The 22,775-nt window shown below is 60.2% G+C and carries 20 protein-coding genes; 15 read left to right on the top strand and 5 right to left on the bottom strand.

Going from position 1 to position 22,775, the window contains the following annotated elements; genetic code table 11:
* Positions 1 to 7: 7 nt before the first annotated feature.
* A complete protein-coding gene (locus tag JDW18_RS20685; RefSeq protein WP_218241476.1) occupies positions 8 to 994 on the bottom strand; it encodes a Bug family tripartite tricarboxylate transporter substrate binding protein in 987 nt (328 codons plus the stop codon).
* 251 nt (positions 995 to 1,245) lie between these two features.
* Here JDW18_RS20685 and JDW18_RS20680 point away from each other — a divergent pair, with 251 nt between their 5' ends.
* Both JDW18_RS20680 and JDW18_RS20675 read left to right on the top strand, forming a co-directional pair.
* Complete coding sequence (locus tag JDW18_RS20680; RefSeq protein WP_246610139.1) at positions 1,246 to 2,070, top strand: IclR family transcriptional regulator; 825 nt, start codon at positions 1,246 to 1,248, stop codon at positions 2,068 to 2,070.
* A 48-nt stretch (positions 2,071 to 2,118) separates the two neighbouring features.
* Positions 2,119 to 2,757, top strand: coding sequence for a response regulator (locus JDW18_RS20675; RefSeq protein ID WP_218241474.1), 639 nt, complete (start codon positions 2,119 to 2,121; stop codon positions 2,755 to 2,757).
* Between the two features lie 110 nt (positions 2,758 to 2,867).
* On the opposite strand, the gene JDW18_RS20670 is transcribed toward JDW18_RS20675, so the two are convergent.
* Both JDW18_RS20670 and JDW18_RS20665 read right to left on the bottom strand, forming a co-directional pair.
* On the bottom strand, positions 2,868 to 3,431 hold the full coding sequence (locus JDW18_RS20670; RefSeq protein ID WP_218241473.1) for a hypothetical protein: 564 nt from the start codon (positions 3,429 to 3,431) through the stop codon (positions 2,868 to 2,870).
* A 312-nt stretch (positions 3,432 to 3,743) separates the two neighbouring features.
* Entirely contained in the window at positions 3,744 to 6,428 is a 2,685-nt protein-coding gene (locus tag JDW18_RS20665) for a hybrid sensor histidine kinase/response regulator (RefSeq protein WP_218241472.1), read from the bottom strand.
* A 283-nt stretch (positions 6,429 to 6,711) separates the two neighbouring features.
* Here JDW18_RS20665 and JDW18_RS20660 point away from each other — a divergent pair, with 283 nt between their 5' ends.
* Positions 6,712 to 8,034 carry a dicarboxylate/amino acid:cation symporter gene (locus JDW18_RS20660; protein ID WP_218241471.1) on the top strand — a complete coding sequence of 441 codons (1,323 nt, stop codon included), beginning with the start codon at positions 6,712 to 6,714 and terminating at the stop codon, positions 8,032 to 8,034.
* Between the two features lie 119 nt (positions 8,035 to 8,153).
* Here JDW18_RS20660 and JDW18_RS20655 read toward each other — a convergent pair whose 3' ends face one another.
* Together JDW18_RS20655 and JDW18_RS20650 are read right to left on the bottom strand one after the other, a co-directional pair.
* Positions 8,154 to 8,993 (bottom strand): RIO1 family regulatory kinase/ATPase domain-containing protein, encoded by an 840-nt coding sequence (locus tag JDW18_RS20655; RefSeq protein WP_218241470.1) that lies wholly within the window; start codon positions 8,991 to 8,993, stop codon positions 8,154 to 8,156.
* 47 nt (positions 8,994 to 9,040) lie between these two features.
* Positions 9,041 to 10,771 carry an FMN-binding glutamate synthase family protein gene (locus tag JDW18_RS20650; protein WP_218241469.1) on the bottom strand — a complete coding sequence of 577 codons (1,731 nt, stop codon included), beginning with the start codon at positions 10,769 to 10,771 and terminating at the stop codon, positions 9,041 to 9,043.
* 213 nt (positions 10,772 to 10,984) lie between these two features.
* Between JDW18_RS20650 and JDW18_RS20645 the strand changes: the two genes are divergently transcribed.
* From JDW18_RS20645 to JDW18_RS20590, 12 genes are all read left to right on the top strand, one after another.
* Positions 10,985 to 11,782 (top strand): YecA/YgfB family protein, encoded by a 798-nt coding sequence (locus JDW18_RS20645; RefSeq protein ID WP_218244010.1) that lies wholly within the window; start codon positions 10,985 to 10,987, stop codon positions 11,780 to 11,782.
* Positions 11,783 to 12,055: 273 nt separating this feature from the next.
* Positions 12,056 to 12,322, top strand: a complete 267-nt coding sequence (locus JDW18_RS20640; protein WP_246610137.1) for a helix-turn-helix domain-containing protein — start codon at positions 12,056 to 12,058, stop codon at positions 12,320 to 12,322.
* A gap of 425 nt (positions 12,323 to 12,747) precedes the next feature.
* Complete coding sequence (locus tag JDW18_RS20635) at positions 12,748 to 12,921, top strand: Flp family type IVb pilin (protein WP_218241467.1); 174 nt, start codon at positions 12,748 to 12,750, stop codon at positions 12,919 to 12,921.
* A gap of 8 nt (positions 12,922 to 12,929) precedes the next feature.
* Positions 12,930 to 13,403 (top strand): A24 family peptidase, encoded by a 474-nt coding sequence (locus JDW18_RS20630; protein ID WP_218241466.1) that lies wholly within the window; start codon positions 12,930 to 12,932, stop codon positions 13,401 to 13,403.
* An 11-nt stretch (positions 13,404 to 13,414) separates the two neighbouring features.
* On the top strand, positions 13,415 to 13,912 hold the full coding sequence (locus JDW18_RS20625; protein ID WP_246610135.1) for a TadE/TadG family type IV pilus assembly protein: 498 nt from the start codon (positions 13,415 to 13,417) through the stop codon (positions 13,910 to 13,912).
* Positions 13,913 to 13,968: 56 nt separating this feature from the next.
* Positions 13,969 to 14,973, top strand: a complete 1,005-nt coding sequence (gene cpaB / locus JDW18_RS20620; protein WP_218241465.1) for a Flp pilus assembly protein CpaB — start codon at positions 13,969 to 13,971, stop codon at positions 14,971 to 14,973.
* A gap of 13 nt (positions 14,974 to 14,986) precedes the next feature.
* Positions 14,987 to 16,378: a type II and III secretion system protein family protein gene (locus JDW18_RS20615; RefSeq protein ID WP_246610133.1), complete on the top strand. Its 1,392-nt coding sequence runs from the start codon at positions 14,987 to 14,989 to the stop codon at positions 16,376 to 16,378.
* Between the two features lie 27 nt (positions 16,379 to 16,405).
* Entirely contained in the window at positions 16,406 to 17,752 is a 1,347-nt protein-coding gene (locus JDW18_RS20610; RefSeq protein WP_246610131.1) for a CpaE/TadZ family protein, read from the top strand.
* Positions 17,749 to 19,071: a TadA family conjugal transfer-associated ATPase gene (locus JDW18_RS20605; protein ID WP_218241462.1), complete on the top strand. Its 1,323-nt coding sequence runs from the start codon at positions 17,749 to 17,751 to the stop codon at positions 19,069 to 19,071. Before JDW18_RS20610 ends, JDW18_RS20605 begins: the two co-directional genes overlap by 4 nt.
* The gene (locus JDW18_RS20600; protein ID WP_218241461.1) at positions 19,064 to 20,032 is read left to right on the top strand and encodes a type II secretion system F family protein; all 969 of its coding nucleotides are present in this window, start codon (positions 19,064 to 19,066) and stop codon (positions 20,030 to 20,032) included. The genes JDW18_RS20605 and JDW18_RS20600 overlap by 8 nt, the downstream gene beginning before the upstream one ends.
* Positions 20,032 to 20,991 carry a type II secretion system F family protein gene (locus tag JDW18_RS20595; protein WP_218241460.1) on the top strand — a complete coding sequence of 320 codons (960 nt, stop codon included), beginning with the start codon at positions 20,032 to 20,034 and terminating at the stop codon, positions 20,989 to 20,991. Before JDW18_RS20600 ends, JDW18_RS20595 begins: the two co-directional genes overlap by 1 nt.
* On the top strand, positions 20,988 to 22,763 hold the full coding sequence (locus JDW18_RS20590; protein ID WP_218241459.1) for a tetratricopeptide repeat protein: 1,776 nt from the start codon (positions 20,988 to 20,990) through the stop codon (positions 22,761 to 22,763). The genes JDW18_RS20595 and JDW18_RS20590 overlap by 4 nt, the downstream gene beginning before the upstream one ends.
* Positions 22,764 to 22,775 lie beyond the last annotated feature (12 nt).

Genomic DNA, 22,775 nt, shown 5'->3' with positions numbered 1-22,775 from the left:
GAGCTATTTAATCCAGCGTAATGTTCAAGTCTTTGATGAGCTTGTGCCAGCGTGTGCTTTCGCTGTTGATCAGGGCCTGGAACTGCTCTGGCGTATTGCCCACGGGCTCGACGCCAAAGTCGATCAGCTTTTGCTTGACGGCTGGCTCGTTGATGGCTGCCACCACTTGCTTGTTGAGCGCTGCGATGATGGGGGCAGGCGTCTTGGCCGGGGCGACCATGCCGACCAGTGCAGCGGCTTGTACGCTGGGCAGGCCCAGTTCAGCAAAGGTCGGCACATCGGGCAGTTGCGGCAGGCGCGTGGCGTTGGCTACGGCCAGGGGGCGCACCTTGCCGCCCTTGATGAAACCGGCGCCAGCGGCCATGTCCACCATCATCACAGGGATCTGGCCGCCCGCCACATCGGCCAGTGCGGGGGCCGCACCGCGATAGGGAGCGTGGGTCAGCTTCAGGCCGGCTTCGCTCTTGAGCAATTCCATGGCCAGATGGTGGGGGCTGCCTGCACCGGCAGAGGCGTAGTTCACGCCGTCCTTGCTGGCCTTGACTTCGGCAATGAACTCCTTGGCGGTCTTGGCTTTTTCACCGGGGCCGGCCACCAAAATCATGGGGAAGCGCCCCATCAGCGTGACCGGGGTCAGGTCCTTGCTGGGGTTGTAGCTCAGGTTTTTATAGAGCACGGGGTTGAAGATCAGCGTGCCGTTGTCGGCCGAAACAATGGTGTAACCATCAGCCGGTGCGCGTGCGGTTTCCGATGCGCCAATCGCGGTGTTGCCGCCCGGACGGTTGTCCACCACGACGGGCTGATGCACCTGGGCGCTCCAGGCCTGGCCAATGGTGCGGGCCAGAAAGTCCGAGCCACCGCCTGCTGCATAGGGCACGATCCAGCGCACGCTCTTGGCGGGGAACTTGTCTTGTGCCACTGCGGCTGTGGGGGCGCTAGCCAGCCAGAGCATGCTGGTGGCCAGAACCGAGGCGGTGAAAAGGCGTTTGTTCATCGGGTTGTCTCCTTGGCGGGTGTTGTTTGCGGGTATCCGAGGTGCAAGACCTGCGGTGAATGCGCTCAAATACGCTTTATTGATTTGCGTAATTTTTATACGCATAGCGTAATTTTGACTCAAGGGATTTCCCCAGACTGCGATAAGAATTTCAATGAAAATGGCCTTCTGCCTAGGTCATTCATACGTAATCAGCTATGAAAATTGATAAAACAACCGCCTCTAAAGCATCGAAATCTGCCGTCTTTCAAGTGGCAGATAGCGCTGTGATTGAAGAGAGTCAGCCCGCGTCGGATCAGCGCCGTCAGCGCGTGCAGGCGGCGGAGACCTGTCTGGCCGTGCTCAAGGCGCTGGCCAATCTAGGCGGGCGGGCCAGCTTGACGGCCATTGGCGCAGCCGTTGATGAAAGTCCGGCCAAGGTGCACCGCTATCTGGCCAGCCTGATGGCTGAGGGGCTGGTGGAGCAAGACCGTGGTGGCACGCAGTACGCGCTGGGCAGCGAAGCCATTCGCGTGGGGCTGGCGGCCATGCGCCAGTGCGACCCGATACGGGTGGCCGAGCCTGCTCTCATTCATTTGCGAGAAGCCTTGCAGGTCACCAGCTTTGTGGCCGTCATGGGCAATATGGGGCCGGTGATTGTTCGCTTTGAGGAACCCAGCTTGCCGGTCACCGTCAATGTGCGCGTGGGCTCGGTCATGTCCATGCTCTGGTCGGCGACGGGCAGAGCTTTCCTGGCGTTTATGGACAGCAGCCCGCAAGTCGAAAGCCTGGTGCAGCAGGAACTGGCCCAGGCCAGCCCTTCACGTCGCGCCCAGCTTCCCGGCAAAAAGCCCTTGGAGCAGTTGCAGGCCGAGATTCGTGCGGCTGGCTGCGCCTCCATACGAGACACCAATTTGCCAGGTATCAGCGCCGTGGCTGCGCCGCTGTACGACTACACCGGTCATGTGGTGGCCGTGCTGTGCGCGCTGGGGGCCAGCGGCGGCTTCGACCCTGACCCGCAGGGCGCTGTGGCCCAGGCCTTGTGTGCCGAGGCGCGTACGGTTAGCGCCAGTCTGGGTTTCAGAGCGCAGTCGTGAGAATCCTCGCTCGCCCCCGGTAAAGCGCTGGCATGGCAGACTCGGCCCATGTCTGCCCCCACTCTTCTCGTTGCTGACGATCATCCGCTGTTTCGCGCAGCGCTGATTCAGGTACTGCACGACCGCTTTCCGCAGTTCCGCATTGTTGAGGCCGCCAGCGCCCAGACGGTGGGTGCAGCCATGCAGGAGCATCCGGAGATAGAGCTGGTGCTGCTGGACTTGGCCATGCCCGGCGCACGTGGCTTTTCCTCGCTACTGCATCTGCGCGGGGAATATGCACAGGTGCCGGTCATCATCATTTCGTCTAACGATGATCCGCGCATTATTCGCCGCGCCCAGCAGTTTGGCGCGGCGGGATTTATTTCCAAGTCGGCCGCGGCCGAAGACATGAGCGCCGCCATTGATGATGTGCTCAATGGAGACATCAGCTTCCCATCGATGGTGGCAGAGCGATCTGAGGCTGATGCGGCGCTGGCTGCACGCTTGGCCCAGCTCACACCCCAGCAGTTCCGTGTGCTGCTGTGCATTGCCGATGGCTTGCTCAACAAGCAGATCGCGCACGAACTGGGCCTAGCTGAAAACACCGTCAAAGTGCATGTGACGGCGATTCTCAAAAAGCTCGAATGTTATTCACGCACCCAGGCTGCGGTGCTGGTCAAGAGCCTGGAAAACGATCATGAGGTGTGACGACTCTGACGCCCCTCGACACCGAGGCGGCGATTGTCAAAGGTGCTTTCCTGCGCAATCGGCGTTGCTGCTGATGCAAATGGTTCGTACCCTTTCAGGTTGAAGCTGTCTCAGCGCCGCGACAGGCAGGGGCCTTTGGCCAGGGTGTAACGGTCTGGCCAGAGGAACAAGGCCGTGAAGAACTCTTTCTTGATGGGCTTGCCGTTGTCGCTGATGGGGTAGAGGCCGGGAGCGAATTGCCTGCAACCTTCAAAGTCGGGGTCTGGAGAGCGCAACTCATTACGGTATTCGTAAACATAGCTGAGTGCCTTTTGGGACTTGGCGCGGGGAAGGGACAGCGTGATGCGGTTGCCCGTTTGCGTCCAGGTGCCGTTGCGGCGCTCTACCAGTTTGCCTTCGTTGTAGTCACGGAAGATGAGCTTGCCACCAGGTTGCAGCTGGTATGAAAAAGCAATTCCGTAAGACAGATATGAGGCATAGGTTTGCAGCGGGATTGGGCCGCTGAATGGTGCTGCCGCAGTTGGTGCCGGTGCGCTGGCTGGCGGGCTGACTGCCGGGGCGCGGGACGGCGCACCCTGTGGGGCAGCAGGCTGCTGAGAGATGGTTTCGCAGCCAGTCAGTGCGGCTGCAGAGATCAATGCCAATGCGCAATAGCGCCAGGATGCGTTTCGCACTTGAGTCTTCATGGAGAGAGGCCGTTGTGTGGTTTGCAACCTGGTACAAGAGGTCGCAGGCAAGACGGCGCAGTTGTTTCAAGAAGATACATTTTAGAAGGCGCTCCATGGCAGCCCATGGGAGAGCTGTTGAGAACTAGCGGTCACTCGCGTTGCGAATGGGGGTGACTTGGTGTAGTGCCGTCCCCCCCCGCAGGCGGCAACCGTTCTTTGCGGATGCAACCGGCCAGCCTCAAAAGAAGAGTGCGTGGAGGATGCTTTTGATTTGATAGCGCGATGCGCTTGTCCATCGTGCGCTAGAGGCACAATCCATCAGCGATTGCTATTTTCTGCGGGAGGTTCCTTGCTGGGCTGACTTGCCTCTTGCCCGCGCAAAAACGTCTGGCTCATCAGCGCCCGCAGCGCCGGTGGCCGCACGGGCTTGGCCAGAAAGCCCCAGCCGCGCTCGGCGGCCTGGCGGCGCAGGGTGCTGTCACCTTCGGCGGTGAGCAGAATGACTGGCGGCTGCTGGCCCCAGCGTTCGCACAGCTGGGTATAGACCTCGGGGCCGTAGAGCTGGCCCAGGTGCACGTCCAGCAGCACCAGTTGCGGGGCATTGCCGGGCGCGGCGTGTGCCAGGGCTTCGGGGGCGTTGGCGGCCAGCGGCACTTCGCAGCCCCAGCGCTGCAGCAGGGCGCAGGTGGCGTCGCGGGTGGCCGGGTCGTCTTCCACATACCAGACGGTGCCGCCATGCAGGGGGCTGTCGCTGCGGGCGCTGGGTGAGGGCTCCTGCGATGCAGGCACCATGGCCGTGGCCTGACCCAGGGGGACGACGACCCAGAAGACCGTGCCCTTGCCCATGTGCGAGCGCAGGCCGATTTCATGGCCCAGCAGCTTGCCCAGACGCTCCACAATGGCTAGCCCCAGGCCGGTTCCACGGTCGTCGGCATGGCCTTCGTCCAGGCGGCGGAACTCTTCGAACACCTCTTTTTGCAGACCGGGCGGGATGCCGGGGCCCTGGTCGTGCACTTCGATGCGCACATGCTCTCCCATGCGGCGGCAGCCGACGACGATGCGGCCTTTGCGGGTGTAGCGGATGGCGTTGGAGACAAAGTTCTGCAAGATGCGGCGCAGCAGAGCCTCATCGCTGCGCACGATGAGCTGGCTGGGAATGCAGCGCAGCGTCAGTCCCTCGCTCTGGGCCTGCAGCGCGAAGTTGTTGTGCACGATCTCCAGCAGCGAGCTGAGGGCAAAGTCACGGATATGGACTTCGAGCTGGCCGGATTCCATGCGCGAGATGTCCAGCAGGCTGGTGAGGATGGCGTCCTGCGAAGCCAGCGCCTTGTCCACACGCTGCACCAGCTGGCGGCTTTCGTCATCTTGCAGATAGCCGGGCAGCAGGCTGGTGAAGATGCGTGCTGCGTTCAGCGGCTGCAGCAAGTCGTGCACGGCAGATGCGACAAAGCGGGTCTTGTAGCGGTTGGCGCGCTCGGCCTCGCGGCGTGCGGCGTCCAGGTCGCTGGTGCGCTCGGCCACGCGCTGCTCCAGCGTATCGGCCAAGGAGCGCAGTTCCCGCGCGGCATTTTTGTAGCTGGTGATGTCGGCGTAGCTGGTGACAAAGCCGCCATCGGGCAGCGGGTTGCCGCGAATTTCCAGCACCGTGCCATCGCCCTTGGCGCTTTCGTGCAGGTGCTGGTTGCCATTGCGCAGATGTTCTAGCCGGCGCGCAATGGCCTGCTCCACATCCGTCTTGCCCAGCAGGCCGCGCCGGGCGTTGTGGCGCATCAGTACTTCGATGGGCTGGCCCACACGCATCAGCTCTGGCGGGTAGCGAAACAGCTCCACATAACGTGAATTCCAGGCCACCAGCCTGAGGTGCGAATCCACCACCACCACGCCTTGCGGCAAGTGCTGCAGGCTGCGCGAGAGGCCGGTATCCGCCTGCTTGGCGGCTTGCACAATGCCGTCCTGCGCGGTGCGCAGTTCCTGCGCGTGCTGGTGCAACACGGTTTCCAGCTCCAGGCGGCTGCGCTGGCGCAGCGTGGCCATGCGCTGGCGCTGGCGTACAAACAGCACCAGCAGGGACAAGGCTAGCCATAGTGCAGCGGCGGCCAGCCCGGCCCAGCGGCTGGCGGTGAGGCTGCTGTCGGTGTTGTGCAGCAGGTGCAGCTGCCACTGCAGATCGGGCAGGGCCAGGCTTTGCCAGAGCACGGGCCGCTGCAGGCGTGGCTCGCTGAACTGCGTCAGCCGGGCGTGGTCGCTGGTGACGCGGTCTATGCGGTATTGCAGCGGCTGCAGGCGCTGATCCGCATATTGGCGCGTGGCCTCCAGCTCCTGCAGATCCAGCGTTGTCAGCGGGTGCAGCAGCCGATAGCGCCATGCATCGCTGCTGGCGAGAAACACCACGCCGTGAGAGTCGGATGCCAGCACGGTGTCGGGCGATATCTGCCACTCGCTCTCCAGCTCCTGCAATGCAATTTTGATAGCTATCAGCCCAAGCACCTTGCCGTCATTGGCGAAAATTGCCTTGGACAGAAAATAGCCTGCCACGCCGGTGGTCATGCCAATGCCGTAAAAGCGCCCCGAGCCGCTGGCCAGCGCCTGCTGCACATAGGGGCGAAAGCTGTAGTCCTCGCCCACATTGCTGTGGCTGTCGCGCCAGTTGCTGGCGGCAATGGCTTTGCCCTGCAGGTCAATCAGCGTCAGTGTGGAGGCCTGGCTGGCGCCGTTGGCCTGCTCCAGCTTGCGGTTGAGGCGGTCCACTTCGACGGCGCTCAAGGGGTGGCTCAGCGCATCCTTGAGCTGGGCGTCCAGTGCCAGCACCTCGGGCAGGGTGCGGTAGCGGTCAATGCGCTGCAGCAGCGCCTGGGCGTACAGATTGAGCTGGCGCTGCACGCTCTGGCCCTCCTGCTGCAGCGAGGTGCGCAGGGCAATCTGGCTGGCGGCCAGCATGCTCAGCAGCGTGCCAAGCAGGATGATCAGAACAGTCCAGAACAGGCGGTGGCGAATAAAACGCATGGCGGGGTGCGTGAAAGCGGTTGCGGTCGTGGTGATGAAGTCTAGGTGCTTACCCTAGGTTTTGTCTTTACCCTATAGGGACGGCAGCGCATCTAATACCAATAGGTTATCGGCACAAAAAAAGGCCAGCGGTACAAACGGACACAACACAGCGCACCACCGTGGTGCGTTTTCTTTTTCAAGACTGATGTGAACAAGGTGGCGCCGAGACGGCTTCCTTGAGGCGAGGGCTCTGCCCGCACCTGATTTGCAGCAGTCATACCTTTGTACCAGGAGACGTAGCGTGCAAGCTCTGCCTACTGAAACTGCTCCTCGCGAGCATCTGCCCTTCTACCGCCAGCTGTATTTTCAGGTGGTGTTCGCCATCATCATCGGCGTGCTGCTGGGCTACTTCGAGCCTGCTTACGGCGAAGCGATGAAGCCGTTTGGTGACGCGTTCATCAAGCTGATCAAGATGATCATCGCCCCGGTGATCTTTTTGACCATCGTGACCGGCATTGCCAGCATGACGCACCTGAGCGCCGTGGGCCGTGTTTTCGGCAAGGCCATGGCGTACTTCCTGACCTTCTCCACACTGGCGCTGGTCGTTGGTCTGGTGGTGGCCAACGTGATGCAGCCGGGCGCTGGCATGCACATCAACCCTGCCGATCTGGACCAGACTGCCGTCAAGGGCTATGTGGCCAAGTCGCACGAGATGACGCTGACCGGCTTTGTGATGGACATCATCCCCAAGACGCTGATCAGCCCGTTCGTGGGTGACAACATCCTGCAGGTGCTGATGGTGGCCGTGCTGTTCGGCGTGTCTCTGGCCATGGTGGGTGAGGCTGGCAAGCCCGTGCTGAACTTCTTTGAAGCGCTGCAAAAGCCCATCTTCAAGCTGGTGAACATCGTGATGAAGTTCGCTCCCATCGGCGCCTTTGGTGCCATGGCGTTCACCATCGGAAAGTTTGGTCTGGGCTCGCTGGTCAATTTGGCCGAGCTGGTGCTGACCTTCTACATCACCTCCGCCATCTTTGTGCTGGTGATTCTGGGTGCGGTGGCACGTTTCTGCGGCTTCTCCATCACCAAGCTCATCAAGTACCTGAAGGACGAGTTGCTGCTGGTGCTGGGCACGTCTTCTTCCGAGTCGGCTCTGCCTTCGCTGATGCACAAGATGGAAAAGGCTGGCTGCAGCAAGTCTGTGGTGGGTCTGGTGGTTCCTACTGGTTACTCCTTCAACCTGGACGGCACCAATATCTACATGACGCTGGCTGCGCTGTTCATCGCTCAGGCTACGGATACGCACCTGACGCTGGGTCACCAAATTGCGCTGCTGCTGGTTGCCATGCTGTCGTCCAAGGGCGCTGCCGGCGTGACGGGCGCTGGCTTCATCACCCTGGCTGCTACGCTGGCTGTGGTGCCTGAAGTGCCTGTGGCCGGTATGGCCCTGATTCTGGGTGTGGACCGCTTCATGTCCGAGTGCCGCTCGCTGACCAACTTCATCGGCAACGCCGTGGCCACCGTGGTGGTGTCCAAGTGGGAAAACGCGCTGGACCACGACGCGCTGGACGCTGCACTGGCCGGCAAGTCGGTGGATGAACCTGCCGTAGCGCATACACATGCCTGATTGAGTTCTGCTTCGGCAAAGCTCAAACAAAAGCCCCGGTCTGAGTGATTCAGATCGGGGCTTTTTTATGGTGTTTTTGGCCTGTAGCCTATGCTTATCAAGCGCTGCAAGCTATGGTTTTAGATGGCTTGAAGCAAATCATAGGCTGCCAGCACGCGCAGCGTGTCGCGCCCCAGGCGGGGGCTGCGGGGCAGAAAGCGCACCCAGCCCAGTTTTTTCACCGTGCGCTGCAACACCAGCCGGGCGTCATCGGGCAGCTGCCGCACAAACGCGGCCCAGTGCTGCTGCGCAGCGGGCATGGCCCCCGCCTGCTGCAAGAACAAGGCGGTCGATTGTGCGTAGTTCAGCGCGTCCCGCGCCATGCACACGGCGCGGGGCAGGTGGGCTGCGGGGTCGTCTTCAAAGTCGATAAAGCCAATTTCCCCATCGGCGCACACCACCATATTGCGGGCCACGGCCTGGCTCAGCACCTCGCCTTTGGCATGCACCGTCTGCAGTGCCTGCAGGCCGCGCAGCCACAGGGTCAGCGTGGCGTCTGCGCCCCGAGGAATGGCGTCTTCAATGGCGTTGCTGAGAGACGGAGACTCTTCACCGGGACGGCCCAGGTGGCGCATCACAAACGCCTGATCGCAGCTGGCCAGCACTTCTGGCACGCGCAGGCCGTGCGCATGAAAGCTGCGCAGGCGTCGCACTTCCGTCTGAAGGGTGGCGGCGCCGCCGGGGTTGGGCACAGGGCGCAGCACAGGCGTGCCAAACAGGCCCGCCAGCGTGCTGAGCAGCCAGTAGTTCAGGGCCGGGTTGCCCTGGCTGGCGCGCTTGACCCACAGCGTTTCATGCGCCAGCGGGTAGCGCATGATGTTGTGGGGCTGCTGCAGATGCTGCTGCAAAAACGCTTCGTAATCGATAGCTGTTTGCGCATGCTGCGCTTGGGTTGGAGCTGAAAAATCCTGTGATTGCACGTTGGGCTGAAGTTCGTCAAGCGTCTGCGCGCACCATCAGGATCTCATCAGGTCCAGATGCCGCTGCGCGAAGGCAAAGCCTGCGATTGTGCCGCTTCTGCCGCAGCCGGGGCTGATGGCTTGAGGATGGGCTGGTGCAGCGGCTGGAAACTGTGGGCGTCGGCCAGCGGCCAGTAGCTGCGAAAGACCTGGTGCTGCGGCTCCAGCGACTGCAGCAGGCTGCCCGGCTCTACGCGCAGAATGAGGTTGGACAGCAGGCTGACCTGATTGTCATCCAGCCTGCGCACAATGTGGTGGGCCGAGATGTCATTGGGGTGCTTCAGGCCCGCCGCCTGCACCAGTTCCTGCAGTGCATGCAGCGTGTTTTTATGGAAGTTGGCCACGCGTGTGGCCTTGTCGGGTACCACCAGCGCCTGCTGGCGCACGGTGTCCTGCGTGGTCACGCCTGTGGGGCAGGTGCCGGTGTGGCAGGTTTGCGCCTGAATGCACCCCAGCGCCATCATGAAGCCACGCCCAGAATTGCACCAGTCGGCGCCCAGAGCCATCATGCGGGCGATGTCAAAGGCTGTGATGACCTTGCCCGCCGCGCCGATCTTGATGCGGTGGCGCAGGTTCACGCCCAGCAGCGTGTTGTGCACCAGCAGCAGGCCTTCCTGCAGCGGCACGCCCACATGGTCAACAAACTCCACAGGGGCAGCGCCCGTGCCGCCCTCAGCGCCATCGACCACGATGAAGTCGGGTGTGATGCCCGTCTCCAGCATGGCCTTGACCATGGCAAACCATTCCCAGGGGTGGCCCACGCAGAACTTGAAGCCTGTGGGCTTGCCGCCCGACAGACGGCGCAGCTTGGCGATGAAATGCATCAGCTCGACCGGCGTGGAAAACGCGCTGTGGCTGGATGGCGAAATGCAGTCCACCCCCACAGGGATACCGCGTGCTGCTGCAATTTCAGGAGTGACCTTGGCGCCCGGCAGCATGCCGCCGTGGCCGGGCTTGGCGCCCTGGCTGAGCTTGAGCTCGATCATCTTGACCTGCGGATCGGTGGCGTTGACGATGAATTTCTCTTCGCTGAACGTGCCATCCGCATTGCGGCAGCCAAAGTAGCCCGAGGCCACTTCCCAGATCAGGTCACCACCATGCATGCGGTGGTACTGGCTGATGGAGCCTTCGCCCGTGTCGTGAATGAATCCGCCCATCTTGGCGCCCTGGTTCAGCGCCTGAATGGCATTGCCAGACAGCGCACCAAAGCTCATGGCCGAGATATTGAACACACTGGCGTGATAGGGGCGGGTGCAGGGATCTGTGCCCTGCTGGGTTTCATCGGGCGAGCCTCCAATCCAGACCCGAAAGTCGTGTGATGGCAGCTTGGTTGGCTGCATGGAGTGGTTGACCCACTCATAACCCTGCTGGCTCACATCCAGTTGCGTGCCAAAGGGGCGGTTGTCCACCTGGCCCTTGGAGCGCTGATAGACCAGCGAGCGCTGGGCGCGCGAGAAGGGCTGGGCCTCGGTATCTCCCTCGATAAAATACTGGCGAATCTCGGGGCGGATGAACTCAAACAGAAAACGGAAATGCCCCATGATGGGGTAGTTGCGCAAGATGGCATGGTGCTTTTGCGCCATATCCCACAGGCCCAGCAGCACCAGCAGTGCTGCGGCAATCAGCCACCACAGGCCCTTGCCGACGGTCACAAAGGAATAGAGCGAGATGCACAGCACCACGGCGGAAATGGCCAGTGCGCTGTAGCGCAAAGGCAAACTGGTCAGAAAGCGACGCACTGCAGATACTCCCCTGGCAGGGTATGTTGATGGTGGCCCGCTAAAATTCGAACCAGTACGGGAGCATCCTGACTGGATGCAACAGTCTCCCGCGTTCCATCATCGGCCCTGCACATCGATAGTGATGAAAAACAGTCCGGGCCATCATAGAAGCCTTTCCCCATGCAAGACCCAACAAGCACTCCCGCAGCCGAAGATGCGGCCCTCTCCGACATGCCTCAGGGCGCACTGAGCAACGACCAGCTGGAAGAGCTGGACGCGATGCTGGACGAGCTGCGTACCCGTGGCGATGAAATCCCTCAGTGGGAATTCTGCGACGGCTTCCTGACCGCTCTGGTCTGCACACGCCGCCCCATCGAAGCGGCCGAATACATGCCCATGCTGCTGGGCGATGGCGAAGCGCTGCAAGTGCCCGCCGGTCAGCCCCTGCCCAAGCTGGAAGCCTTCAAGGACGAAGCCCAGCAGGCCCGCTTCATGGAACTGTTCGAGCTGCGCCTGAACGAAGTGCGCGAGCAGTTGGACACGGACGTCAAGTCTCTGGCCGACGACATGGCCTTCCAGCCCGAAGCGCTGGATACCCGTGGCGCCATTGCCATGCTGCCCGAAGCAGAGCAGGCCGAGCTGGAAGGCGAAGAAGTGCCTTCCTTCTCGCAAGTCTGGGCGCTGGGCTTTATGTTTGTGGTGGAAAACTGGTCGGACGACTGGGCTGCCCCCCGCGACAAGGAAGCTGCACAGTTGCTGGACGCCGCCATGGAGTTCATCGTCAAGCTGACCGAAGACGACACCGACGAGCCCGCTCTGAACCTGTACGAAGAATCGGGCCCCGCATCGACCAGCCAGGAACGTGTGGACGCCTTCGGCGAAGCCATCTGGGCCGTGTATGACCTGTACCGCCTGTGGAAGAGCATGGGCCCCCGCCAGGAAACCATCGTCAAGGGAGAACAACTGGGCCGCAACGACCCTTGCCACTGCGGCAGCGGCAAGAAGTTCAAGAAGTGCCACGGAGCGTAACTGTCTCCCCCTGAGCGGCTTTGCAGCTTCCCCTAGCCGGGCGCCCCCTGAGGGGGACGGCAGCATTGCCGCGAGGCGGCTCTTGCTGGCTGCCTCTCGTTTTTGAGCGGTGACGTAGGCTTTGCTCCTGATGGGGCGGGTCTCGGGATGGTTTTTTCTTTGGCTTGGGCTTCCAGCGGCGGTTAGGCCGCTTTTTCGTGCAGCGATAGTTTGGTCAGTGGTTAGATGACAGATTTGGGTGAGCGCATACGCGCAAGGCGGAAAGAGCTGGGGTTGAGTCAGGGCAAGCTGGCGCAGATGGCGGAACTCACCGCATCGGCGATCTCGCAGATTGAATCGGGTGCGATACGCACTCTCAAGAACGACACACTGGGCCGCCTGGCCCAGGCGCTGGATATCACGGCACTGGAGCTGATGGCGGGTTTGCAAACCGAAACCATAACGCTGCCAAACGATGAGCAGCGCTTGTTGGAATGCTATCGAAATCTGGACTTTCCACTCAGAGATATTGCGCTGAAACTGATTAAAGCGCTGCAATGATGATCTGAGGGCTGGCTGCAATAGCCACTATTCCTTGTGTTGCATAAAGGCTTGCCAATGGCAGGCCTTTTTTACGTCTGTCATTTCAATTCAAGGGTTTCCCCGATTTATGCCTGTAGGACAAATTCCATTAACGTGTAGGAAAAGAATGATTATTCTGTAAACCAAAGAGCAGTGATGAGCGTGAAATGAGTCTTGAAAAATGATTCACTAATCAAGTTGAAATGTAAGTCATTGTTTTCAAATGAATTATTTTTAGTGAGTGCCGGCATTTCTTAAAAAAGATCTAGAGATTGGCTATTTGCACTTGTTGTTGATAGTTATTTCAAATATTTCAAATTGTATCTGTGTCCGTAAGATCAGTTCCGCGGTGGTCGAAAAGCAGCCACAGCGATTCTTAAACCTGACTGTTGAAGGAGCTGACCATGAAAGACCAAATCGTTAAATTCTGGCGCGATGAAGAAGGTGCAACGGCTATTGAGTATGGGCTGATTGCGGGGTTGATTGCGGTTGGTATTTTGGCAACGCTGACCAGTGTTGGCTCAGAATTGAAGAGAATTTTTGGATTGGTTTTGGCCTCTTTGCAGGGCGCAAAATAACCAAAGTCATGTTGTTATTTTTGATTTTTCTGTGCGTGGCGGGAGCGATCGATGTTACGTATAGAAAATTTTTTAACTGGCTTGCGATATTGGGTGGATTGATTGCGATTTTATCTATTTCAGTCTATCCCAATTCGCATCCATTAAATATTAAAATTGTTGATTCGTTTTTTGGTGCCGCAATCGCATTTTTTGTATTATTAATTTTTTATAAAATGAAAATGATGGGGGCGGGAGACGTCAAGTTCGCAGTCGTATTGGGTCTATGGGTTGGTTGGAAGCTGTTGTTACCAATCTGGGCATTGAGTTGTCTGTTTGCGATAGCTCATGGTCTTTTTTCTCGTAGTGCTCTGAAATATTTCTTTGTGACGACTTCATCCATGAAAGATGGAACAGAAGCAGGAAATACAAAATTTATTCCCTATGTTACTTACTTGAGTGTGGCAACAGTGATTGTTTTAGGATTTTATAAAAATCAATGAAAGGAGGATGTATGAAAATTCAAATAAAACAAAAAGGCGCAGCAGCCATTGAATTTGCCATCATCTTTCCTATATTTTTTATTATTTTTTATGCCGTAGTGACTTATGGATTAATTTTTGCTGCGCAGCAAACTATTACTTTGGCAGCAGCAGAAGGTGCCCGGGCGGCTGTTCGCTATCAAAGTGGAAGCAATGAAGTGGATCGACAAAATGCCCGTATTGCTGCTGCATGTGATATGTCCAATCAAGTGCTGGCATGGTTGATGAAAACAGGTTCAGGACAGGCAGGTACGTCTGGCTCTTGTGCAACTGGTACGACAAAAACAGTGGTTACTGCGGATAACACCTTGTGCTCTGCTTTAAACGGAGTCACTTGTATCAAGGTGCTAGTGACCTATGACTACGACAAAGCGCCACTAGTACCAAAGTTACTAGGGCCGTTAATGAGCTTGCCCACCCCCAGTCTTTTACAAGGCCAGGCGGTTGCACAGATTAGTTTGCTGGACTGAATAAATATTAATAAAGCCAGGTTGAAAAAAGCTTGGTATCAGGAAGGGAGAGCGAGATGGTCAATATCGCAAAAATAGCAGTTGGGACATTGCTGGCCATAGCGCTGGCTTTAGGTGTTTATGGGTGGATGCTGGCCAAAGCGCCCAAGTCGGCAGACCCCCAGGCGCAGATTGCAGCGGGTGAAGGCCAGCCAGCCTCCACGATCAATGTAGTGGTGGCTGCGAAGGCTTTGGTGGCTGGTCAGGCGCTCAAGGCTGAAGACCTGCAAATGGCGGGTCTGACGGCTCGCCCCGATGGGGCGTATGACGATGTACCTGCGGCTGTCGGTTCAGTCCCCGCTGTCGATATTCCCCAAGGCGCTCCGATTTTGAAAGGCCAATTGGTGACTGGTTTGGCGCTGAAGGTGCCAGAAGGTGAGCGTGCCGTTGCAGTCAAGGTCGATGAAAGCGTGGGCGCGGGCAACCGCATTCGTCCCGGTGATTTTGTCGATGTGTTCTTTGTGCTGCGCCGCGATGGCAATGAGATTGACCAGAGCCAGGCGCGTTTGTTGCTGTCGCGCAAGCGTGTGCTGGCCTATGGTGCGGCATCGGTGGATGCTTTGACCAGCCAGCAGGACAAGGCGGATGGCAAGCAGCAGGCCAATAGTCCTGAAAGTGCTCGCACTGCGGTGCTGTCTGTGCCTGTGGCAGAGGTCAGCCGCCTTGCACTGGGTGGCAGCAATGGCAGTCTGCTGCTGGCGCTGCGCAACCCTGCAGACACCAGCGAGCCGGATATGGAAAAGTTCTCGCCACTGCCCGGCGTGCTGGCGGTATCGCTGCCCAAGGGGGCGGTTGCCAATACACCGCTTGAAGGCGCTGATGCTGCGCAGGCTGGTGTAGCCATGAGCAGCCTGGCAGGTGCCACGGGCGTCAATCGCAGCAATCTGGGTGCAAGGCCTGCTGCGCCCATGAATGCAGGCACTGCAAAGCCAGCCGCCCCTCGGGTGCGTACCGCATCTTCTGACTCTTCTCTGGCCGTGGAATTTGTGCGCGGCGCTAACAGCCAAACCGTGCGGTACTGATATGAAAAACAAGATGTTCTCTATCTCTGGCCGCGCAATCTCTGTGCTGAAACTGCCGGTGGCTTGCGGTGTTTCTCTGATGCTTTTTGGCGCCGTAGCGCAGACAAGTAATACGGCTTCTGCTTCGGAAAATGTAGCGTCTCAACCCAGCGGCGCGACGGAGATCAAGCTGGTCATGGGCGCCCAGCATGAGCTGAACCTGCCTGCGGGCGTGGAGCGCATTGCCATTGGCGACGACACGGTGGCAGGTGTGCATATCAAGCGCGTAGGCAAGGGCCAGGCGGCCAAGATTTTGCTCAACCCGCTCAAGCCTGGTGCGACCAGCTTTATGGTCTGGCCGCGTGGCGAGGCTCACCCCAAGACCTACTGGCTCAATGTGCAGCAGCGTGTGGAGCTGCGCACCGCCAAATCCAGCAGCCTGATTGAGCAGCAGTTCTCTAACGAGCTGGCGAATGCGCAGTCTGGCGACAAGATCAAGACCGTGGATCTGTCCAGCGTGCAGCTCAAAAGCAATGTGGTGCAGGTTGATGTGAAGGTGGTGGAGTTCAACAAGACGCTGATGAAAAACGTTGGCATCAACCTGTTCAGCACGGCTGCCAACAGTCACGGCTTTAGCTTTGGAATTTTGAGCAAGGGCGCTTACAAGGTTGATAGCAGCTCCAACTCCAGCACCGGCACAACTACCACTACCAGTGGCGGCTTCGGCGCTAATGCAACGACGTCACCCATGAGTGCGGCGTTCAATCTGCTGATGCAGTTTGACAAAGCGGGCATTGGTCTCAATCTGGGCATGCTGGAAGGCAACGGTCTGGCGCGCGTGCTGGCTGCCCCTACGCTGGTGGCACTGTCCGGGCAGAGCGCCAACTTCCTGTCGGGGGGCGAAGTGCCTGTTCCTGTGCCTGCAGGTACAGGCATGGTGGCGATTCAGTACAAGCCATACGGTATTGGCTTGACTGTTTCGCCGACGGTGCTGTCAAACGACCGCATTGTGCTGAAGGTTGCGCCTGAGGCCAGCGAGCTGGACTATGCCAATGTACTGACGCTCAATGGCGCATCCGTGCCATCTATTTCTACGCGCCGCGCTGATACGACGGTAGAGCTGGGTGACGGCGAGAGCTTTGTGATTGGTGGGCTGGTGAGCCGCACAACATCTTCCAACACGAACAAGGTACCGCTGCTGGGCGATATCCCGATTCTGGGCGTGCTGTTCAAGCAGCAGGAATACAGCCAGAAAGAAAAGGAAATTGCCATCGTTGTCACGCCCCGCTTGGTCAAACCGCTGGCGCGTGATGTGGATGTGGAACCCTTGCTGCCAGGCCGTACAGAACAGCGCAACGGCACTGTCTGGGGGCCGTGGCTGGCGGGTGGTTTGTCCCGCAGCGTGGCACCAGGATTCTCGCGTTGAGAAAGGCCATGAGGTATGACCATGCGCATGGATTCTTCTCATCTGAAAGCTGCACAGACGGATAGCTCTGGCGGATCTGTGCGCGTTCTGCTGCTGACCCAGTCATCGGCCCATGCCTTCTGGCTGGCAGGTGCTTTGGGCGATGAAGCTGAAGTAGTCCCCGTTGCTCTCGACATGCTGCACCTGGAGCCGCATCTCTCGGAGTCTGGTCTGGGCGTGGTGATGGTGGATTTCTCTGCACCTGCGACAGAGGCAGCGGCGCTGCTGGCGGCCGATCTGCGTAGCGGCTGGCCCGGCGTTGTGCTGATGGGCGCTGGCTCTGCGGTGGACGCCGCATCCATGCTCGCCGCCTTGCGCTGCGGGGTGACGGAATTTGTGAACTGGGATGCCAGCGAAGCCGATGCACGCACTGCGTTCAAGCGGCAGTTGTATGCCCCAGCAGCACCTGCTGCCGCACCAGTGCCTGCGGCTGTTTCTGTGGAAGACACCAGCGTTGCCATCCCCTTGCTGGGCGGGCGCGTGGGTATGGGGGTGACAACGCTGGCAGTGCATCTGGCCGTCATGCTGCAGGAGATGCAGGCCCATGATGTACGCGGTGCGGTGCGTCGCCATCAGGTTGCGCGCAAGGCCGGTGCGAGCCAACTGCCGCCTGAAGAGGCTGCACATGCGGCGCTGCTCGATCTTGGGCTGCCAGCCCGCGATGGGCTGCTGTATCTGGACGTCGCGGGCAGCTATAGCTTTGTGGATGCGGTTCAGAACTTGCGCCGTCTGGATGCAACGCTGCTGGACTCGGCGGTGGAAAAGCACTTCACAGGCGCGGCGGCATTGGCCTGGCCCGCTGATCTGAGCCTGCTGCGGGAAGTCAGCCCTACGGCGGCGGCCAATGTGATTCGTACTTTCAAGGCTTTGCTCAAGGCCCAGGTCATTGATCTGGGCGGCATGGTGCAGGCGGATTTTCTGGCGCCGGTGCTGCGTGAATGTGGCCAGGCGTGGGTGGTGTGCGATCAGTCACTGGGCGGCATTGTTTCTACCGCTCAGATGATTCGCGAGCTGGAGTCCAAAGGCATTGAGCGCAGCTCGCTCAAGCTGGTGCTCAACCGCTTCAACGCTCAGGCGGGTTTGCCAGCCAAGGAAGTGGCGCAACGTCTGGGGCTGGAGCTTTTGCATGTGGTGCCAGACCGCGGCACAGCGCTGCTTGCGGCGGCCAGCTCAGGGCAGCTGCTGTCGCAGACCTTGCGCGGAGACCCCTACGTTACATCGGTGCGCACCATGGCGCGTGCATTGCTGGGCGAGCCCATGGCGGGCCCGGCCCCTGCAGCCCCGGCACCTGGAATTCTGAGTCAGTGGGCCAAGCGCCTGAGGAGAGGCGAATGAGCATGGATATTGTTTTTGCCGAGAAGAGCAACGATTTTTCTGATTCCAAGCAGCTGCTGCTCATCAAAAACGTAGCGCACGAGCATTTGCTCACACGCGTGGAAGAGTTGGGCTCCATCTTTGCCAAGTGGTCTGCAGGGCGTGTGCGCCAGTTTGTGCAGCAGGAGCTGGAGCAGTTTGTGCGCCAGCAGCGCTTTCCCGTCAATGACGAGGAAGTGCAGTGGATTGCACAGGCGCTGAACAAGGAGCTGTCGGGACTGGGACCGCTGGATGACCTGATGGCCGACCCCGAAGTAGAAGACATTCTGATCAACGGCTATCAGCGTGTATTTGTCTCGCGCAAGGGGGTGCTGCAGCAGGAGACCATGCACTTCACCGACAACGCCCATGTGCTGCGCATCGTGCGTCGCATCATCTCGCCGTTGGGGCGTCGGCTGGACGAATCCACGCCCATGGTGGATGCGCGTCTGCCCGATGGGGGCCGTATCAATGTGGTGATTGAGCCGCTGTCACTGGATGGCCCGGCAGTGTCCATCCGCAAGTTCCGCAATGACCCGCTGCGCGTGCAGGACCTGGTCGAGTTCGGCACCATGGACGAGGGCATGGCCCGCTTGCTGGAGCTGGCGGTGCGTGAGCGCTGCAATATCCTCATTAGCGGCGGCACCAGCTGCGGCAAGACTTCCATGCTCAACGCCATTGCGGGATTCATCCCGCCCAATGAGCGCGTGGTCACGATTGAAGACACGGCTGAGCTGACCCTGCCGCACCCCCATGTGGTGCGCATGGAAAGCCGCCCCGGTGGCTTTGAAGGCGCGGGTGTGGTTTCCATTCGTGACCTGCTGCGCAACAGCCTGCGCATGCGCCCGGACCGCATTGTTGTGGGGGAAGTGCGTGGCGCAGAAGTGCTGGAAATGTTGCAGGCCATGAACACCGGCCACGATGGTTCGATGGCCACGATTCACGCCAGCTCGGCCCGCGAATGCCTGCACCGTATGGAGATGCTGGCGGGCTTTGCAGGCTTTCAAGGCAGCGAAGTCAGCCTGCGCCGCCAGATCGCCAATGCGCTGGACTTTATCGTGCAGATCAGCCGCCTGCCCAATGGCAAGCGGCGCATCACATCGATTACGGAAGTCACCGGCATCATCGACAGCGTGATTGCCACGCAGGAGCTGTATCGCCACGAGTTGCTGCCGCAGCCCAACGGGGAAGACCTGGAGCGCTGGAGCACCATGGGCATCACGCCGCACACCCCCAAGCTGGCACGCTTTCGCTCGGTGTTGCAGCACGCGGGCGGCCCTGCGGGGGCTCGCCATGGCTAGCAACGCATTTCTGATGCTGAGCCTGGCCCTGCTGCTGGCAGCGGGCGCTGTGGCCCTGTGGGTGTTTGCTGGAAAGCAGCAGCAAACGCGCAAGATGGCCGACCACTTGCAGCAAAGCCTGGAAAAAAGCGCTGCGGCGGCAGCAGGCTTCAATGTGCGCGACCCCGCTGGATCTGCCTTTGATACCTCGGTGGCCGATGCGCTGCTTTCTGAAGGGAAAAAAGCGGGCTTGCCCGTGCCAGCGTTCCTGGTCGGTACGGTCAGCGACAAGCTGTTCTATGGCGGGCTGGGTGCGATTGCGCTGGTGTTTCTGGTGGTAGGCTTCACCGCTGGCTGGCTGGCCGCCAGCGCAGCCGTGGTGGTGCTGAGCATTGCTTTCTTCTTTTTGCTGATGACACGGGCGCAGAAATATCGCCGCCAGCTCTCGCGCCAGTTGCCAGGCTTTCTGGACAATATGGTGCGCCTGGTCACGCTGGGTAATGCGGTGCAGGCTGCGTTTCAGCTGGCTGCGGCCAGCAGCAAGGCGCCGCTGCAACCGGTGATGGAGCGCGCTGCCAGCCTGACCCGCGCAGGCATGGATCTGGAAAACGCCGTAGCCCACGTGGCCAAGCAGACGCGGCTGGATGAGCTGCATCTGCTGGCGGCCATTCTGCGCATCAGCGTGCGCTATGGCGGGCGTGTGGATGTGCTGATGGAGCGCGTCGCCAACTTCATGCGCGACCGTGAGCAGGCCGAGCAGGATCTGTCTGCCATGACGGCGGAAACACGCATGTCGGCCTGGGTGCTAAGTCTGCTGCCCATCGCGGTGTGCGGCCTCATCATCTCGTTCAACGCAGGATACTTTTTGCGCATGTGGGAAGACCCCAGCGGGCGCAACATCATCTGGGCCGCTGCCGCGCTGCAGATGGTGGGCGTGGTGCTGCTGTACCGCATGTCGAAACTCGATGAGGGGGCTGAGTAATGGATACCTCACGCCTTCTATTGCTCATCAGCGTGGCTCTGCTGGCACTGGCAGCGCTGATTGCTGCCGGCATCATTGCCTATGCGCACCAGCGCCGCGAGCGCAGCAGCCAGGTGCTGCAGTCTGCGCTGGATCGCGCTGGCGCAGGTCAGGCAGGGGCTGCAAACCGCCCTGCACCCATCAAGCCCGTGGATTTGCTGCGCAGTTTCAGCGGGGAAGAAGAAGCACCTGTGCACTGGCTGAACACCTCATTCGGCAAAGCACTGGTGGCTGATGAAGACCGTGCCTTGCTGGGCAAATGCGGCTGGGGAACCCCGCGTGCGCAGCTGCAATACCTGGTGGCCCGCTGTGTGTGTGCGCTGGTGTTGCCTGTGCTGGCCGCAATGGTTTTTTCCGGCAGCAAACAGTTTTTGCTGTGGCTGTTTGCAGCATTCACGATTGGCTTTTTGCTGCCCAAATGGGTGCTGCGCAGCGTGGCTTCGCGTCGCCGTGCCAGCGTGGCCAAGGAGCTGCCTTTGCTGATTGACCTGCTGGGCCTGCTGCAGGGCACCGGCATGAGTCTGGATCAGACGCTGCAGGTGATTGGTCAGGATTTTGGCAACGTCATGCCCGTGCTTTCGCGGGAGATTCAGCTGGCCAATCTGCAATACAGCCGGGGCGGCACGCGGGAGCGCTCGTTTGGTCGCATGAGCGAGATCTATCAGAACGAAAACCTGGTTGCACTGACCTCTCTGATGACGCAGATCGACAAATACGGTGGCGCCGTGCAGGAGCCTTTGCGCGTGTTTGGCGAGCGCCTGCGTGAACAGCGCAAGGCCAAGATGAAAGAGCTGATAGGGAAGATCTCGGTGAAGATGACAGGCGTCATGGTGGTGACCCTGCTTCCAGCCCTGATCATCATTACGGCGGGGCCCGGCTTTCTGGCCGTGATCCGCGCGTTGGGAGCGATGACAAAATGAAAAACAAGCCATCTCGCATGCTGCCGCTGGCCGCATTGGCCGTCTCCATGCTTTCGGGTTGCTCCGGCATGGGTTCATTGATGGGACAGAACCAGCCAGTGCTGTCGCCAGCGGCCAAGGCTGCTGCGGAAATGCCGCTGGAAAAAGACCCCGTCGTCAACACTCAGGAAACCTATCTGGCGCTGGTGCGCCAGATGCAGAGCAAGTCGCTGTGGTACGCCTCCATCGCTCACCTCGATGCGCTGGACAAGCAATGGGGCGCCTCCAGCGATTCGCGCCTGCTGCGTGCGGATGCGCTGCGCCAGGTCGGCCAGCTCAATGCGGCAGTGCCCATTTATCAGGGGCTTCTGGGCAGTGCCAAGGATGGCGCTGCACGTTATGGGCTGGGCCGTGTGGCGGCAGAGCTGGGTGACTTTCCCAGAGCCGCGCAGCAGATGGAGCAGGCCCGTGTCTCCAACCCTGTAGATCCACGGCTGCTCAGCGATCTGGGCTATGCCTATCTGCGTGCAGGTGACCTCAATGCGGCGCGCCTTCCATTGATGCAGGCGGCACAGCTCAATCCTGAAGATGCACAGGCCAATGTGAATCTGGGCCTGTTCATGATGGTCAGCGGCCAGAGTGCGGAGGCCGAGAATTTCATGCGTCAGCGCAAGATGGATGCCCAGACCCAGCAGGCCATCAGAGAGCAGGCCGCGCAGTGGCAGCAAAAATCGAGGCAGGCGGCTGCCGAGCCGGCCCCCCAGGCCACGGGCAAGGTGGTGAACGTGTCTCGTGCCAGTGCAGCGCCTCAGGCATCAGTGGCCAAGGCGGAAACCCCTGCTGCGCAGGCAGAGCCTGAGCCTGCAAAGCCAGCCCCCGCAGCTCAAAAGCCCGCGCCAGAGCCTGAGGTGGCCAAGGCGCCAGCCCTTGCTGCGGTGCAGGCATCTGCAGCAACACCTGTTGCAGCGCTCGTCGCTGAATCTGCGCCAAAACCTGCAGCAGAAGTCGCCGTCGCAGCGCCACTTCCGCAGCCCGTCACTTTGTCGCCGCCTGCGCTGCCGCAGAATGTGGAGAGGGCAGCCGGTGGCGGTCAGTGGATGGTGTCTGGCAGCAGCTTTGACTCTGCCCGCCCGCGTTTTCCTGGGCAGTTCGCCCCCAGCGTTTCTTCCAGCTATGCCTATGCGGCGCCTGTTGCACCGGCGCCCGCTGCGGTTGCGGTTGTCGAAGCCCCGCAGCCCTCATTGACGGCCCCGGCTGTGGCCTCCGTTCAGCCGCGAGCTGTGCCAAGGGCAGAGGCCGGGAAACCTCAGCCTGATTTGCAGAATAAGCTGCCTCAACCCAGTATTCAGCTTACGCAAGAAGCTCCTGTATCTGTAGCAAAGCAGGTGCCGCTGGAAACGATGCCAATGGCTTCCGCAGCCAAGGCGGCAGAGCCCGCACCAGTTGCACCAGCGCGTAAAGCCGTTGTTGTGAAGCAGGAGCCTGTGGAGCGAGTTCAGCCCGCACCGGTGCAGGCCGTTCCCGTGCAGCGCGTAGAACCCGCGCCTCCTGCTGCAGTGCCACGCCAGCCCACAGGGCCTGCGCGCTCTCTGCAGGAGGGGGCTGTCGTGATGGCTGTCGCAAGCCCCGCTGCGGTACGCCAGGTAGGGGCCGCAGCAGGCAACAAGCAGGTGCAAGCCATGCTGCCGCGATCTGCCGCTGCTGGCGGCCTGTTTTTTGAAACCCCGGATGTGGAAGACAGCAAACCTGCCACCGCATTCAAAGCCACGGCCTCAGAGCGTGTCTGGCCCTGATCTGCTTGCGTG

The sequence above is a fragment of the Comamonas fluminis genome, assembly GCF_019186805.1.
GTDB lineage: Bacteria > Pseudomonadota > Gammaproteobacteria > Burkholderiales > Burkholderiaceae_C > Comamonas > Comamonas fluminis.
The sequence above is the reverse complement of the archived record's forward strand: the minus strand, read 5'-3'. Positions and strand labels throughout refer to the sequence as shown.